Genomic DNA, 14966 nt, shown 5'->3' with positions numbered 1-14966 from the left:
GCGGTTCGTCTTGCGCGATGCACGCCGCGTGCATCGACCGTCCGTGAGTGTACAATTTGCGCTCCGTATCGAGCTCCCGCTAGACGGGGCCTGTCAGCGTGAGGAAATGGAGTGTCAACCGCTAGCGATCGATCACGCCCCATGCGAGGGCTCTCCTTCTGGATCATCGTCTTCAGCCCCCTGCCGTTCGCAAGCGTTCGTCCGGTCTGGTCGCATCTCTATGCGGTGCTGGTTGCGGTCGGGCTGCTCGCCTATGTGTTCGACCGCTGGCGCGCGGGGCGGGCCATGCCGGGCGTTCCCTGGCCGCTCGGCATTGCGGGCATCCTGATGGCACTGGTCGCCCTCTGGGGGTATCTCCAGGCCGTGCCTGGGCTCTTCCCCGCATGGCAGCATCCGATCTGGGCGGAGACGGCCAGCGTCTTAGGCGATCCCAGTCTGAAAGGCTATCTGTCCCTGACGCCCGAGCGCACGCTGACGGTTGCCATCAAGTATCTGAGCTATATCGGCTTTGGCTTACTGGTGGTCTGGCATGCCCGGCGCCAGCGCAATGTCGAGCTTCTGCTCAAGATCTTCGTTGCCGCCCAGGCAGGTTATGCGCTCTACGGTCTCAGCGTCTATTTCTCCGGATTGGAGACTATCCTCTGGTTCGACAAGACCGCCTATCGGGGTGTCTTGACCAGCACCTTCGTCAATCGCAATAGCTACGCGACCTATGCGGGGCTTGGTGTTCTGGCCTCATTGGCGCTGGTGCTGCGCTATCTGAGACAGACCCTGGTTGCCGAAAAGAGTCATCGCACCAAGCTGCGCGAGTTCATCGAAACCCTGACCTCGCGGGGCTGGCTGCCGCCGATGGTCATGCTCATGTGTTTCGTCGCGGTTCTCCTGACCGGATCGCGCATGGGCCTGACGGCCATGCTGGTGGCGTCCAGCCTGCTGCTGGCCGCCTGGACGGTGCGGCTCCAGCGCGGTCAGGCGCGCACCCTCGGATCGATGATGCTTGGGGTCCTGCTCGGATTTCTCCTTTTCAATTTCGTCTTGAGCGGGGCCTTGACGACCGAGCGCTTCTCCCGGCTGTTCGAGGATGGCGACGGTCGCTTTCTGGTCTATCCGCTCATGCTGGACGCGATCTCCGAGCGGCCCTGGACGGGCTATGGCTTGGGGTCGTTCGAGAGTGCCTTCCGGTTGTTCCGGGACGGATCCGTCACCGCCTTCTTCGATCGCGGTCACAACGACTATCTGGAGATGATCATGGATGTCGGCTGGCCGGCGGCCCTGATGGTCTTCCTCGCCGTCGCGCTGCTGTTTCTCTTCGCCTGGTATCTGAGCCGACGACGCACCGACTACGAATATGCCCTGCTGTCCGTCGCCGCGACGACCCAGATCGCCATCCACTCCTCGGTCGATTTCAGCATGCAGATGCCGGCCGTGGTCTTCGGGTATCTCTGTATCGCCTTGCTCGGCCTCGCGCACTGGAGCCACGGGGACAGGTCCTCGGTCCAGGTTGCTGAAATGGATCGAGCCCCCCAGCACGCTGCGTTGTCGTGATGGGGGCTCGTGGCGAGGTCGAGAGTCAGTCCTTGAACAGCAGCGGTGCCACGTCATCGAAGCGCGAGGCGAAGTGGACATGGAGCCCCTTGCTGACGTGCTCGGGCACCTCTTCGAAATCGCCCTGATTGTCGGCGGGCAGGATGAGCTCCTTGATCCCGGCGCGGCGTGCGGCGATCAGCTTCTCGCGGATGCCGCCGACCGGGAAGACCTCGCCGGTCAGCGTGATCTCGCCGGTCATGGCGATCCGGCGCACCGGCTTGTCTCGGGCGAGCGAGAGCAGTGCCGAGGCGATGGTGATGCCGGCCGAGGGGCCATCCTTCGGCGTTGCGCCAGCGGGCACGTGCAGATGGATGAAGGACTTCTCGAAGAAGGCCGCATCGGCGCCGAATTGGGCGGCGTGGCTGACCAGATAGCCGTAGGCGATCTCGGCGGACTCCTTCATGACATCGCCCAGCTGGCCGGTCAGCTTGAAGCCGCGATTGAATGAGTGCGTGCGAGCCGCCTCGATCGATAGGGTGGCACCTCCCATCGAGGTCCAGGCCAGCCCGGTGACCACGCCCGGTCCAGAGAGCTTGCGTTCGTCGCGGAAGACCGGGCTGCCGAGATAGTCCTTGAGATCGTCGCGGCTGACCTGAATCGGCGTCTCCTCGCCTTCCAACATGCGTACGGCGACCTTGCGCACGATCTTGCCGAGCTGCTTCTCCAGGCGTCGCACCCCGGCGTCGCGCGCATAGCCCTCGATCAGGGCGCGCAGTGTCTTGACGTCCAGCTTGACCGATTTTTTGTCCAGTCCGGCCCGCTCGATCTGGCGCGGAAGCAGGTATTTCTTGGCGATTTCGAGCTTCTCCTCGGCGATGTAACCGGAGAGCTTGATGACCTCCATGCGGTCCAGCAGCGGTCCGGGAATGGTGTCGAGCTGGTTGGCCGTGCAGACGAAGAGCACCTTGGAGAGGTCGAAGCGCAGATCGAGATAGTGATCGAGGAAGTCGCTGTTCTGCTCGGGATCCAGGACCTCCAGCAGCGCGGAGGCCGGGTCGCCGTGGTAGGAGTTGCCGATCTTGTCGATCTCGTCGAGCAGGATCACCGGGTTGGCGGTGTCGGCGTCCTTCATGGCCTGGAGGAACTTGCCCGGCATGGCGCCGATGTAGGTGCGGCGATGGCCCTTGATTTCGGCCTCGTCGCGAATGCCGCCGACCGAGAAGCGGTAGAACTGGCGTCCGAGCGTGTCGGCGATCGAGCGGCCGATCGAGGTCTTGCCGACGCCCGGCGGACCGACCAACAGGATGATGGATCCGGCGATCTCGCCCTTGTGGATACCGACTGCAAGGAACTCCAGGATGCGCTTCTTGACGTCTTCAAGGCCGTAATGGTCGCGGTCGAGCACGCGGCGCGCGCGCTTGAGGTCGAGTTTGTCCTTGGAGTGCTTGCCCCAGGGCAGCAGGGTGATCCAGTCCAGATAGTTGCGGGTGACCGAGTATTCGGGCGAGCCGGTCTCCAGCATGCCCATCTTGGTCAGCTCCTCGTCGACCCGCTTCTGGGCCTGCTCGGTCAGGGTGAGCCCTTCGAGACGCTCGTTGAATTTGTCGATCTCGGCGGTGCGGTCGTCCTTGGCGATGCCCAGCTCCTTCTGGATCGCCTTGAGCTGCTCGCGCAGGAAGAACTCGCGCTGCTGCTTGTGCATCTTCTCCTCGACCGTGCGCCGGATCTTCTGCTGGGCGCGGGCGAGTTCGAGTTCGTTGTTGAGCAGCACCAGCACCTTTTCCATGCGCTGGAGCAGCGGCACGATCTCCAACACCTCTTGGAGCTGATCCTTGGAGGAGGTGGTCAGGCTGGCGGCAAAATCGGCCAGGTGGGACGGATCCTCCGGACCGAATCGATCGAGGAACATCCGCAGCTCCTCGACATAGAGCGGATTGAGCGGCAGCAGCTCCTTGATGGTATTGATGACGGCGACGGCGTAGGCCTTGGTCTCGCTGCTCGGCGGACCCTCCGGCTCGGGCAGATAGGCGACGCGGGCGACGAAGGGTGTGGTGCGGTTGGCCCAGTCGGTGAGTCTGAAGCGTTGCAGACACTCGACCAGGACCTGCAGATGACCGTCCTGCTTGTGGATACGATGGACCCGGCAGGCGGTTCCGATACGGCGAAAGTTATGGGGCTCGGCTGTCTCGGAGGTTTCGCTGTCGACCAGTACCACGCCGATGATCTTGTGATCGGTCTCGGCAACCGCCTTCATGGTCGGCTCCCAGTGCTCGGCGGTCATCATCAAGGGGACGGCCTGGCCTGGGAAGAAGGGCCGCGCGGCGACCGGAAGCAGATGGATATCGGTCGGCAGTACGTCGTTGGCGCGCGCGAGCTGAACAGATGTCTGCGCCACCCCGTCCTCGTCGAGCTCCTGTGGGTCGTTTTCCTGGATCTCTTCCGCGTATTCCTCGTCCACCATTACAACAATGTCCTCGTTCAAAAAATGTCTTGACGATCGATCGTCGATGATCGATCGGTAAATTTCATGTCTTCGACAGGGAATTGCAAGCGACGTTCGCCAGTCTGGCGAAGCTGGCCACGTCGAGCTTCTCCGCCCGCAGCGTTGGGTCGATGTCCGCCGCCTCGAATGTCGCGGCGTCGATCAGTGTCGAGAGGCTGTTGCGCAGCGTCTTGCGTCGCTGGCCGAAGGCGGCGGCGACGATCCGCGCGTGCAGTGCCGGATCCTCGATCGGATGTGGCCGGGGGCGCAGCGGGCGCAGACGCAGGAAGGCGGAATCGACCTTGGGGGCTGGCGTGAAGGCGCCCGGTCCGATGCGGAACAGACTGCTGGCGCTACAGGTAGTCTGAACCATGACCGAGAGTCGGCCGTAGATCTTGTCCCCGGGATCCGCGACGATGCGGTCCACCACCTCCTTCTGCAGCATCAGGTGGAGATCCAGGATGCAGTCGCTTTGATCGAGGAAATGGAATAGGAGCGGGGTCGAGATGTTGTAGGGCAGATTGCCGATGACCCGCACCCTGCCGGTCTCTCCGGCGAGGTCGCGGAGCGAGAATTTGAGTGCGTCGACGTTGTGGATGCGCAGATCGCCTAGCGGACCAAGCCGCGCGCGCAGCGGCTCGATGAGGTCGCGATCCAGCTCGACGACGTCGAGCGCGCCGGTGGCGGTCAGGAGTCCCTGGGTGATGGCCCCCTGTCCCGGGCCGATCTCGACCAGCCGATCGCCTGGTTTGGCGCCGATCGCTGTGTGGATGCGTTGGATGACCGATGGATCATGGAGGAAATTTTGGCCGAAGCGCTTGCGAGGTTGGTGTTCCATCGGTCAAGAGTACCCGAAAGGTCCGTCCGCGCGTAGACCCCGAGGTTGCGGTGCGGACGGTGCCGTGACGTGGCAATCGAACGTTCGAGTCCCACGTCCGGTCCGATCGGCGTTCTCAGCAGGTCTGGCAGACCTCGTGGGTGAATTGCTCCAGTTTGCGGGTGTCTGCGGCGAACAGCCGGATGCCTTCGGCGAGCTTCTCGGTCGCCATGGCGTCCTCGTTGAGTTCCCAGCGGAAGCTGGGCTCGTCGTAGTCGACCTTGGGGATGTCCATGGCGAGCGCCTTCTCGGGGTCGAGCTTGCGGGGAACCTCGCCGTCGGTGGAGGCGAGTTCGCCCAGCAGGGTGGGGGCGATGGTGAGATAATCGCACCCGGCCAGCCCAAGGATCTCGTCGAGATTGCGGAAGCTCGCGCCCATGACCACCGTCTGATAGCCGTGACGCTTGTAGTAATTGTAGATACGGGTCACGGACTGGACGCCCGGATCCTCGTCGGCCGGATAGCCGGAGACCTTCTCTGCGTTTTTGTACCAGTCGAGGATGCGTCCGACGAAGGGCGAGATGAGGGTCACGCCGGCATCGGCGCAGGCCACTGCCTGGGCGAAGCTGAACAAGAGGGTCATGTTGCAATGAAGACCCTGGCGTTCCAGGATCTCCGCCGCGCGGATGCCCTCCCAGGTCGAGGCGATCTTGAACAGCACCCGTTCGCTCGGGTCGATTCCAGCGTCGCGATAGAGCGTCACCAGTTCCTCGGCGCGGCGCACCGTGGCCTCGGTGTTGAAAGAGAGTCGGGCGTCGATCTCCGTCGAGACGCGTCCCGGGACGATCTTGAGGATCTCGGCGCCGAAATTGACCGCCAGTTTGTCCATGGTCGAGCGTGCCTGGGCGATGCGGTTGTCCTTGCCGCGCTCCTTGCCGAACAGCACCGCGTCCTCGACCAGTTCACGATATTGCGGCATCTGGGCGGCCTTGAAGAGCAGCGACGGATTGGTGGTCGCGTCCTGTGGCTGGTAGTCCGCGATGGCTTCGAAGTCGCCCGTGTCGGCGACCACCGTGGTGATGTTCTTGAGTTGCGCCAGTCGGCTCATGGGTTGGTGCCTCCGGTGTGGCTGTGGGTGTCATTCGCTCGTAGCCTTGACGAGCATTCGTCTTCGAACATAGTCCATCTCTATGACAGTTACGACAGGGTGAATCGCAATGGGTTTGATCTCGCGAATGACTCGCGTACCCTTCGGCCATCTCCGCTCGCTGACGAAAAGGCCAGAAGATGAGTAAATCCAGTGGGATCGGACTGGTATTTGGGCATGACGAGCGTGCCGATGTCGCTACCAGGCGGATTCTCGCGGGTCAGTTCGAGATCCTGATCGACAATCTCGATGGGGCGCGTGATAACCAGGATCCAGAATGTCTGCATGACCTGAGGGTGGCGACGCGCCGTACGCGCTCGGCGCTCGGCCAGATCAAAGGGGTCTTTGATGAAGCGGTCACGGCGGATTTCAAGTCGCGTTTCGCCTGGCTGCAACAGGTGACCGGGCCGACCCGCGACCTTGATGTCTATCTGCATGGATTCGAGGATGACGAGGCGAGCCTGCCGCCTGAAATGCGTGAGGCTTTGGAGCCCCTGCGCCGCTATCTGATGAACCGCTACGAGGCCGAGCGCGGGCGTTTGGTCGCGGCATTCGATTCGGATGCCTTTCAGCGATTGATTCTGGATTGGCGTGCCTTTCTGGCCGATGAGAGCCCGGATGCGATCGAGGCGCCGAACGCCGATCGCGAGATCGGCGCCCTGGCCGGCGAGCGGGTCTGGCGTCTGGCCAAGCGCGTGCGCCGCGAGGCGCGCGGCATCCGAGACGATTCGCTGCCCGAACAGCTGCATGAGCTGCGCAAGAGCTGCAAGAAGCTGCGCTATCTGATCGAGTTCTTTGCGCCCCTCTTTCCCGAGAGCGAGACCCGTCGGCTGATCAAATCGCTCAAGCGGGTGCTCGACGGACTCGGTGTCTACCAGGATCTGTCCGTTCAGGTCGAATTCCTGACCGATACGGCCAGGCGTATGCGGGACGAGGGTGCCGCAGGCACCGAAACCCTGTTGGCCATGGGTGCTCTGGTCGGGCATCTGTTGACGCGCCGACAGGAGATGCGGGCCGCCTGCCAGGCGGTCTTGGTGGATTATCTGGACGCGGGGCATCAGGCGCTGTTCCGTTCGCTGTCTGGTGCTGGGCGCTGAATGATCGTTCCCTACACACAGAGGAGGATGCATGGACCGAGCTGACTTTACTCGCGTGGCCGAGGCGCTGAGCTTCGCTGCGCACAAGCATCGGGATCAGAGACGCAAGGATCGCGAGGCCTCACCCTATATCAATCACCCCATCGGGCTCATGCGTCTGCTGTCGGCAGAGGCGGGGGTCCTGGACCCGGTCGTGCTCTGCGCGGCGCTGTTGCACGACACGGTCGAGGATACCCAGACGACTCCGGAGGAGCTGGACGCCTGTTTCGGAGCCGAGATCCGTTCCGTCGTCATGGAGGTCACCGACGATCGGTCGCTTTCCAAGGCCGAGCGCAAACAACTGCAGATCGAACACGCCAAGGGACTGAGTGAGGCAGCCCGTTTGGTGAAACTGGCCGACAAGATCTGCAATCTCTGGGATATGGCCAACAGCCCGCCAAGCGGCTGGGACCTGGAGCGCCGACGTGCCTATTTCGACTGGGCGCGCGACGTGGTGGACCAACTGCGCGGAACCCATGCGGGGCTGGAGGCCATCTTCGACACGGCCTATGCGGCCAAGCCGTGACGGAACCAACCGCTCGCCGATCTTGTCTTTTTCCGCCGATTCATCGAAAGTCGCTTGCCCGGCGCCCAGGGGGCGATCTTTCCCTTATCTAAGCTCAGTCAGGAGCCTCTCATGCAGCACTTCGGGTTTCCCTTGGAAGCCATCGTGATCTTCCTGACAGCCATCGGGCTGTCCATTTATCTCGATCTCTTCGCCCATAAAAAGGTCAAGGAGATCAGTGTCGCCGACGCCGCCAAGTGGTCGGTCTTCTGGATCTGTCTCGCCTTGAGCTTCTACGGCTATCTGTGGCTGCGCTTCAGCAAGGAATGGGCGGATCTCTATCTCGCCGGTTATGCGCTCGAAAAGAGCCTCTCGGTGGACAACCTGATGGTCTTCATGGCCATCTTCGCCTCGTTCGGCATCAAGTCGGGTCTGCAGCACCGCATCCTCTATTGGGGCATCATCGGTGCCCTGGTCTTCCGCGCCATCTTCGTGATGGTCGGGACCAGTCTGTTCATGGCCAGTCCCTGGGTCGGCTTTCTCTTCGCTGCCCTGGTCGCCTGGAGTGCCGTGCAGATGCTCAAGGCTGGTGGTGACGATGAGGAGATTGAGGACTACTCCAATCACTGGAGCGTACGTCTGACCGGCAAGCTCATGCCTATCTTCCCCAAGCTCTATCACGAGCGTTTCTTCGTCAAACATCGCGAACTGGTCGACAGCGGTGCCGCTATGGAGTCGGTCACCCGCAAGGGCTTGATGTATGTCACCCCGGCCTTCCTCTGCCTGGCCGCCATCGAGACCTCCGATCTGGCCTTTTCGTTCGATTCGGTTCCAGCGGTCATTGCCGTGACCCAGGAGCCCTTGCTGGTTTACGCGGCCATGATCTTCGCCATTCTGGGTCTGCGGAGTCTCTACTTCGTGCTGGCGGCGCTGACGCGCTATTTGGTCCATCTGGAAAAGGCGGTCATCGCGCTGCTCTTCTTTATCGCCGGCAAGATGGTGATCCAGTCCTGGAATCATGCGATCGGCGACACCGGTATCCATATCAGCCCGGCCGCCAGTCTATTGATCGTGCTCGGCACGCTGGGTGTCGGTGTGGCCGCCTCGCTGCTCTTCCCCGTTAAGGAGGACGAGGCGGCATAGACCGCGCGTGCCCGAGGGCACCGGGGCGGCTCAATGCCCCGGTGCCTTACCCGGCACGGAGAGGCACGCCAGCTTTCAGCGGCCCGTTACGGCTTTTCAGCTGGCGGCTGGTTTCAATCCCACTCAATAGACTCGATTTCACGCCATGGCCGATTCAGCCAAGCCCGTGGTCGCCGCCTTCGATTTCGATGGCACCATCACGACCCGGGATACCTTCGTTCCCTTTCTCTCTCTGGCCTTCGGTCGGCGTCGCGTCGCACTGGCCTTCGCGGTGCTCGCCGTCGAAGGCGTCAAGGTCTGGCTGCGGCTCTCGACCCGCGATCGCTTCAAGGAGCTGATCGTCGCCAAGCTGTTTCGAGATGCCTCCGTGTCGCGTCTGAGCGCGGTGGGCCGCGAGCATGCGCGCCGCATCGAGTCGCTGATACGTCCAGCGGCGCTGGAGCGTATTCGCTGGCATCACGACCAGGGACACCATCTGGTGATGGTCAGCGCCTCGCTCGATCTCTATCTGGAGGGGATCGCCGAGCATCTGGGCTTTCAAGACCTGCTCTGCACCGCCCCTTCGCGCGATCAGTCGGCGTTCGATGGCGGTCTGGAAGGGCCCAACTGTCGCGGTCCGGAGAAGGTACGCCGGCTTGAGGCGCTGCTCGGCGATCTGTCCGACGTCGAGCTTTACGCCTACGGTGACTCGGCCGGCGACCGCGAGATGCTGGCCGCCGCCGATCATCCCTATTACCGCCCCTTCGAAGCGGCCTGATTCACCCTTGGCGCAACCCTCACCGACTGGCGGCACTGCTCAAGCCGCTGCTGGTCTTGGGCTCTTCCAGCGACGGTTTGAGGACGAGCAGCGCAAGGGTGGTGATGAGCGTGCCGGTCAGGATGGCCACCGAGTACCAGCCGAGAGGGCTCACGGCATTGGGGATAGCGAGCACGAAGATCCCGCCGTGCGGTGCGTGCAATCCGACCCCGAAGTACATGGAGATGGCGCCGGCGGCGGCCGAGCCGAGGATCGCGGCGGGGATGACCCGTAGCGGATCCTTGGCCGCGAACGGGATGGCGCCCTCGGTGATGAAGGAGAGCCCCAGCACACCGGCGGCCTTGCCGGCCTCGCGCTCGGCCTGGGTGAAGCGGTTGCCGCCGATCAGGGTGGCGATGGCGATGCCCAGGGGCGGGGTCATGCCGGCGGCCATGACGGCGGCCATGGGCATGTAGGTGTCGCTGGTGAGCAGCCCGACGGCGAAGGTGTAGGCGGCCTTGTTGACCGGCCCGCCCATGTCGACCGCCATCATGCCGCCCAGGATGAGTCCGAGGATGACCGCGTTGGTCGAGCCCATGCCCTGCAGGAAGGTGGTCATGGTATCCATGATCAACTTCACCGGTGCGCCGACCACATAGATCATCAGCAGACCGACCGCCAGGGTCGAGAGCAGCGGGATCACCAGCACCGGCTTGAGACCCTCGAAATTCTTGGGCAGATTGATCCGGTCGCGGATGACGAGTGCGATGTAGCCGGCGAGAAAGCCGGAGATGATGCCGCCGAGAAAGCCCGCCTCCAGGTTCACAGCGAGCATGCCGCCGATGAGGCCGGGCGTGAGCCCCGGCCGGTCGGCGATCGAATAGGCGATATAGCCGGAGAGGATCGGGATCATCAGCTTGAAGGCCGCGCCGCCGCCGATCGCCATCAGGGCCGCAGCCAGGGTGCCTTCTTCCTTGAAGGCATCGATGCCGAAGACGAAGGACAGGGCGATGCAGAGTCCGCCCGCGACCACGATCGGCAACATGTAGGAGACGCCGGTCAGTAGGTGCTTGTAGGGGCCGTCGATCTTCTGCTTGGCGGGTTTGTCCGTTGTGCCGCCCGCAGGCGCCGTTCCTCCGGCTACGCTCGCCTCCGTCTTGGCCTTGGCGATGACGTCGGCGGCACCCTTGACCGCGGCGCCGACCGAGGTCGAGTAGAGCGGTTTGCCGGCGAAGCGTGAGGGGTCGACGTGGGTGTCGGCGGCGATGATGACCAGATCGGCTGCCGCGATGTCTTCGTCGCTGAGTTGGTTCTTGGCCCCGACCGAGCCCTGGGTCTCGACGCTGATGCTGTCGCCCGCCGCGCCCGCCGCCTTTTTGAGCGCGTCTGCGGCCATGAAGGTGTGGGCGATGCCGGTTGGGCAGGCGGTGATGGCGACGATGCGCCGACCGCCGGATGTCGTGTCCGAATCGGCGGGCGAAGGGTCGGACTGAGCGGGTTTGGCGACCGCCAATCCAGGCGCCAGGGCAATCAGTTCCTCGATCACCGCCTGGGTCTCGCGGATGGCGCGACCGGTCGAGACCGTGAGCATCGGCTTGCCCTCGAAGGGTTCGGTCTCGACATGGATGTCGGCCGCGAGGAGCACCGCATCGGCGGCGGCGATGGTCTCTGAATCCAGTCGATTGGTCGTGCCCTCGGCGCCATGGACCTCGACCTGCATCTCGTGCCCCATGAGATCGGCGGTGCGCTTGATCGCCTCCGCAGCCATGAGGCTGTGGGCGATGCCCGTTGGGCAGGATGTCACTGCAATGAGCTTGGCCATGCTGTTCTCCGGAAAGGGTTCGAACCGCTGAGGCGCGAAGGACATGAAGGCTGAATCGATGCCTGTTCCTCGTAGGGTGCAATAGCGAAGCGTATTGCACCGAATAGGGGTGGCGCGGTCTGTCATGCGGCGCAATACGCTGTCGCTATTGCGTTCTACCCGGCATTCGAAGACCTCGCGTCCTTCGCGTCTTTGCGGTTCCTATTTCAACCTCTTGATCTCGACTCGGGTCGCGAGCTCTTCGATGACCGACATGGGCGGCAGGTGGGGGCCCACCTGGCCGAGCGCGCCGAGCGAGAAGGCGGTCCCCAGCCGGGCCCGGTCCGCGAGGTCCAATCCGCGCGCGGTGCCCGTCAGGATGCCGGCGACCATGGCATCTCCCGCGCCGACGGTGCTCTTGACTTGGATCGACGGCGGGATGGCATGAACCGCTGCGTCGCCCTCGACGAAGATCGCGCCGTCCGGACCCATCGACACGGCCACCAGCCGGACACCTGTGTCGATCAGCGATCTGGCCGCGTCCAGCACGGCGTCCGGTCCGTCCAGTGAGCGCCCGACCAGTTCGGCCAGCTCGTCGATATTTGGCTTGATGATGTCAGGTCCGTGGCTGACCGCTTCGGCAAAGGGCGCGCCGCTCGCGTCCAGCAGCACCTGTTTGCCGCGCGCCTGAAGTTGGTCGATCAGCTCGGCATAGATGGCATTCGGAATCCCGGCCGGGACGCTGCCGGAGAGCACCAGCCAGTCGATCTTGGCGAGCAGCTGGTCGAGCGTCTCGGTCAGCCGGACGAGGTCGGCCGCCGTCGGCGAAAGCCCCGGAAAGTTGATGTCCGTGACCTGATCGAGCGCCGGGTCGGTGATCTTGACGTTGACTCGGGTCCGACCCTCCAGGCGGACGCAACGGTCGTCGATGCCCTTGCGCGCGAACAGTTCGACGAAGGGCTCGATGTTGGCGCTGCCGAAGAGTCCGGTCGCGGCGACCTGGATGCCGGCGTCGGCCAGGAAGGAGGCGACATTGACCCCCTTGCCTCCGGCGTCGGATTGCTCCCGCTCGACCCGGTTGACCCGCCCGGCGGCGAAGTTGGCGATCCGGGCGGTCTGGTCGATGGCCGGATTGAGGCTCAGTGTGGCGATACGGATTGGATGGCTCATGTTCGTCATTTCCTCAGCGCAGCCGCCGCACGGCGGCGGCATTGGAGCAGGCGAGTGCCCGCTTGGCCAGGTCGTTCGCCTTCTCCATCGAGAGCCCGCGAATCTGTGCCTTGACTGCCGCGATGCTGGGGATGCTGACCGACAGCTCCTTGACCCCGAGTCCGGTGAGGATGACGACGCCGCGCGGATCGCCGGCGATGCCGCCGCAGACCCCGACCCATTTCCCGGCCTTCTCGGCGGCCTTCACGGTCTGGTCGATCATGCGCAGCACGGCAGGGTGCAGACCGTCCGCCTGGCGCGAGAGCATGGGGTGCATGCGGTCGATGGCCAGACAGTATTGGGTCAGATCGTTCGAGCCGACCGAGAAGAAGTCCGCCTCGGCGGCCAGTTCCTCGGCCATCATGACCGCAGAGGGCACCTCGATCATGATGCCGATCTCGACCGGATCGGCACCGATCTCCTGGCGCACCTCTTCGGTCAGCGCCTTGGCGCGCTTGAGCTCCTCCAGGGTCGAGATCATGGGAAACATGATGCGGACCGGACCCTTCTTGGAGGCGCGGAAGATGGCGCGCAGCTGGGTGCGGAACAGTTCGGGCCGGTTGAGACAGAGCCGGATGCCGCGCTCGCCGAGGAAGGGGTTCTCCTCGACCGGCATCGACATATAGGGCACCGATTTGTCGCCGCCGATGTCCAGGGTGCGGATGATGATGGGCAGGCCGTTCAGGGCCTCGACCATGGTCGTGTAGGCGTCCGTCTGCTCCTCCTCGGTCGGGGCCTGATCGCGGCCCAGGAAGAGGAACTCGGTGCGCAGCAGGCCCACGCCCTCGCCACCGGCCTCGACCGCCCTGGCCGCCTCCTCGGGCGCGGCGATGTTGGCAACCACCTCGACCCGCGCCCCATCGGTCATGATGGCGGGCTGATAGCAGGCGCGGCGCTCTTCTTCGCGCTGGTTGGCCATGTCGGCCTGGACACGCTCGGCAGTGGCCCGATCGGCATCCGTTGGCGTAAGCACCAGCGTCCCGCTGTTGCCGTCGAGCACGATGTCGGTGCCGTCGGCGATCTCCAGCACCGAGTCGCCGGCACCGACCAGGGCCGGGATGCCGAGCGAGCGGGCGATGATGGCCGTATGCGAGGTGGGTCCGCCCGAGGCGGTGCAGATGCCGAGCGCCAGGGCGGGGTCGAGTTTCGCGGTGTCGGACGGGCTGAGATCGTCCGCGACCAGGATCACCGGGGTGTCCGGCAGCTTGGGAGCGTCCTCGATCCGCTCGGCGAGCAGACGCAGGACGCGCCGGCCGACGTCGCGCAGATCGACCGCGCGGGCGGCGAGCAGGGCGTCCTTTTGCGCGGCCAGGTCCTTGGCCTGCTGGCCATAGCTCTGTTCCCAGGCGTACCCGGCGCTGCGTGACGCGTCCCGAATGCGCGTCTTGGCGGCCTCGATGATTCCTTGGTCCTCCAGGAACTCGGCATGCGCCCGGAAGATGGCGGCCTTGCCCGCGCCGTAGCGGGACTTGACCTCTTCGTACAGCTCGGCCAGCTCTCGTTTGGCCCCTTCGATGGCGCGGTCCAGCCGGGTCAGCTCGGCGGACGGATCGCGTGCTGTCGCCGCGACCACGATCTTGCCGCGCTGATATTGCCAAGCAGGACCGGCGGCGAGGCCGGGCGAGGCCGCGACACCGGCGATGCTCCGACCCTCCCAGTCGATCGGTGCCATCTCTCCGCCCGCGACTGGTGCGTCTTCCTCTTCCTCCAAGCCGGCCTCGATGGCCTCGCGCAGTGCCGTGAGCGCTGCATCCGCATCCGGACCCTCGGCCATGACACGGATCGTCGCGCCCGACCCGATCCCCAGGTTCAGGAGTGCGATCAGGCTTTTGGCATCGCCCGCCCGATCGCCGTGTCGTACGCGGATGGTGGCGTCGAATTCCTTGGCGATGTCCACCAGGGCCGTCGCCGGGCGCGCATGCAGACCGTGCGGGCTGTCGATGGCGATGTCGAAGTGGTTGGGCAGGTCGTCGGGGAGTGGCTTGGTGGTCGTTGGCGACGTCGGCTCGGCGCCCGAGGAGAGTCGTCGCTCGATGTCGACCGGGTTGTGCGTATGCGCCAGACGCTCGGCTTCGGTCGGATCGCCGAGCACGTCGGTGAGGTTGGTCAGGATCTGCAGGTGCTCGTCCGATTTGGCGGCGATCCCGACCACCAGATAGACCCGGTCGCCCGGATTCCAGTCCACGCCGTCCGGTACCTGGAGCACCGCGACGCCGGTGCGCTTGATCAGTCCACGGTCCTTGGGTACTCCATGCGGGATGGCGATGCCGTTGCCGAGGAAGGTGTTGGCGACCTTCTCGCGCGCCAGCAGGCTGTCGACATAGCCGGGTTCGATATAGCCGGAATCGATCAGGATCTGGCCGACCTGGCGGATGGCGTCCGTCTTGTTCTCGGCACTCGCCCCAAGGCGAACGGCCGATGCGTCCAATGAGAGCATGTTGAGCCTCCTCTAGCTATTGAGCG

Annotated in this window: 11 protein-coding genes; 5 read left to right on the top strand and 6 right to left on the bottom strand. The window is 64.3% G+C overall.

Annotated elements, in window-relative coordinates:
- The first annotated feature begins 141 nt into the window (after positions 1 to 141).
- Complete coding sequence (locus THIDRDRAFT_RS04205) at positions 142 to 1545, top strand: O-antigen ligase family protein (protein ID WP_007039564.1); 1404 nt, start codon at positions 142 to 144, stop codon at positions 1543 to 1545.
- Positions 1546 to 1570: 25 nt separating this feature from the next.
- On the opposite strand, the gene lon is transcribed toward THIDRDRAFT_RS04205, so the two are convergent.
- From lon to tal, 3 genes are all read right to left on the bottom strand, one after another.
- Entirely contained in the window at positions 1571 to 3988 is a 2418-nt protein-coding gene (gene lon / locus THIDRDRAFT_RS04200; protein WP_007039563.1) for an endopeptidase La, read from the bottom strand.
- A 64-nt stretch (positions 3989 to 4052) separates the two neighbouring features.
- Positions 4053 to 4847 carry a 16S rRNA (adenine(1518)-N(6)/adenine(1519)-N(6))-dimethyltransferase RsmA gene (rsmA, locus tag THIDRDRAFT_RS04195; RefSeq protein ID WP_007039562.1) on the bottom strand — a complete coding sequence of 265 codons (795 nt, stop codon included), beginning with the start codon at positions 4845 to 4847 and terminating at the stop codon, positions 4053 to 4055.
- A gap of 115 nt (positions 4848 to 4962) precedes the next feature.
- Positions 4963 to 5934, bottom strand: a complete 972-nt coding sequence (gene tal / locus THIDRDRAFT_RS04190) for a transaldolase (RefSeq protein WP_007039561.1) — start codon at positions 5932 to 5934, stop codon at positions 4963 to 4965.
- Positions 5935 to 6113: 179 nt separating this feature from the next.
- On the opposite strand from tal, the gene THIDRDRAFT_RS04185 reads away from it, so the two are divergent.
- From THIDRDRAFT_RS04185 to THIDRDRAFT_RS04170, 4 genes are all read left to right on the top strand, one after another.
- Positions 6114 to 7070, top strand: a complete 957-nt coding sequence (locus THIDRDRAFT_RS04185; protein ID WP_007039560.1) for a CHAD domain-containing protein — start codon at positions 6114 to 6116, stop codon at positions 7068 to 7070.
- A gap of 31 nt (positions 7071 to 7101) precedes the next feature.
- A complete protein-coding gene (locus tag THIDRDRAFT_RS04180) occupies positions 7102 to 7635 on the top strand; it encodes an HD domain-containing protein (RefSeq protein ID WP_007039559.1) in 534 nt (177 codons plus the stop codon).
- 111 nt (positions 7636 to 7746) lie between these two features.
- Positions 7747 to 8757, top strand: a complete 1011-nt coding sequence (locus THIDRDRAFT_RS04175) for a TerC/Alx family metal homeostasis membrane protein (RefSeq protein WP_007039558.1) — start codon at positions 7747 to 7749, stop codon at positions 8755 to 8757.
- A gap of 145 nt (positions 8758 to 8902) precedes the next feature.
- On the top strand, positions 8903 to 9514 hold the full coding sequence (locus tag THIDRDRAFT_RS04170) for an HAD-IB family hydrolase (protein WP_007039557.1): 612 nt from the start codon (positions 8903 to 8905) through the stop codon (positions 9512 to 9514).
- Positions 9515 to 9533: 19 nt separating this feature from the next.
- Here the strand turns inward: THIDRDRAFT_RS04170 and THIDRDRAFT_RS04165 are convergent, their stop codons facing one another.
- From THIDRDRAFT_RS04165 to ptsP, 3 genes are all read right to left on the bottom strand, one after another.
- Positions 9534 to 11315, bottom strand: coding sequence for a PTS fructose-like transporter subunit IIB (locus THIDRDRAFT_RS04165; RefSeq protein WP_007039556.1), 1782 nt, complete (start codon positions 11313 to 11315; stop codon positions 9534 to 9536).
- Between the two features lie 201 nt (positions 11316 to 11516).
- On the bottom strand, positions 11517 to 12464 hold the full coding sequence (gene pfkB / locus THIDRDRAFT_RS04160) for a 1-phosphofructokinase (RefSeq protein WP_007039555.1): 948 nt from the start codon (positions 12462 to 12464) through the stop codon (positions 11517 to 11519).
- Positions 12465 to 12477: 13 nt separating this feature from the next.
- Positions 12478 to 14940 carry a phosphoenolpyruvate--protein phosphotransferase gene (gene ptsP / locus THIDRDRAFT_RS04155; RefSeq protein ID WP_007039554.1) on the bottom strand — a complete coding sequence of 821 codons (2463 nt, stop codon included), beginning with the start codon at positions 14938 to 14940 and terminating at the stop codon, positions 12478 to 12480.
- Between the last annotated feature and the right edge of the window lie 26 nt (positions 14941 to 14966).

The sequence above is a fragment of the Thiorhodococcus drewsii AZ1 genome, from assembly GCF_000224065.1.
Taxonomy (GTDB): domain Bacteria; phylum Pseudomonadota; class Gammaproteobacteria; order Chromatiales; family Chromatiaceae; genus Imhoffiella; species Imhoffiella drewsii.
This window is presented reverse-complemented; position numbering and strand designations above follow the sequence as displayed.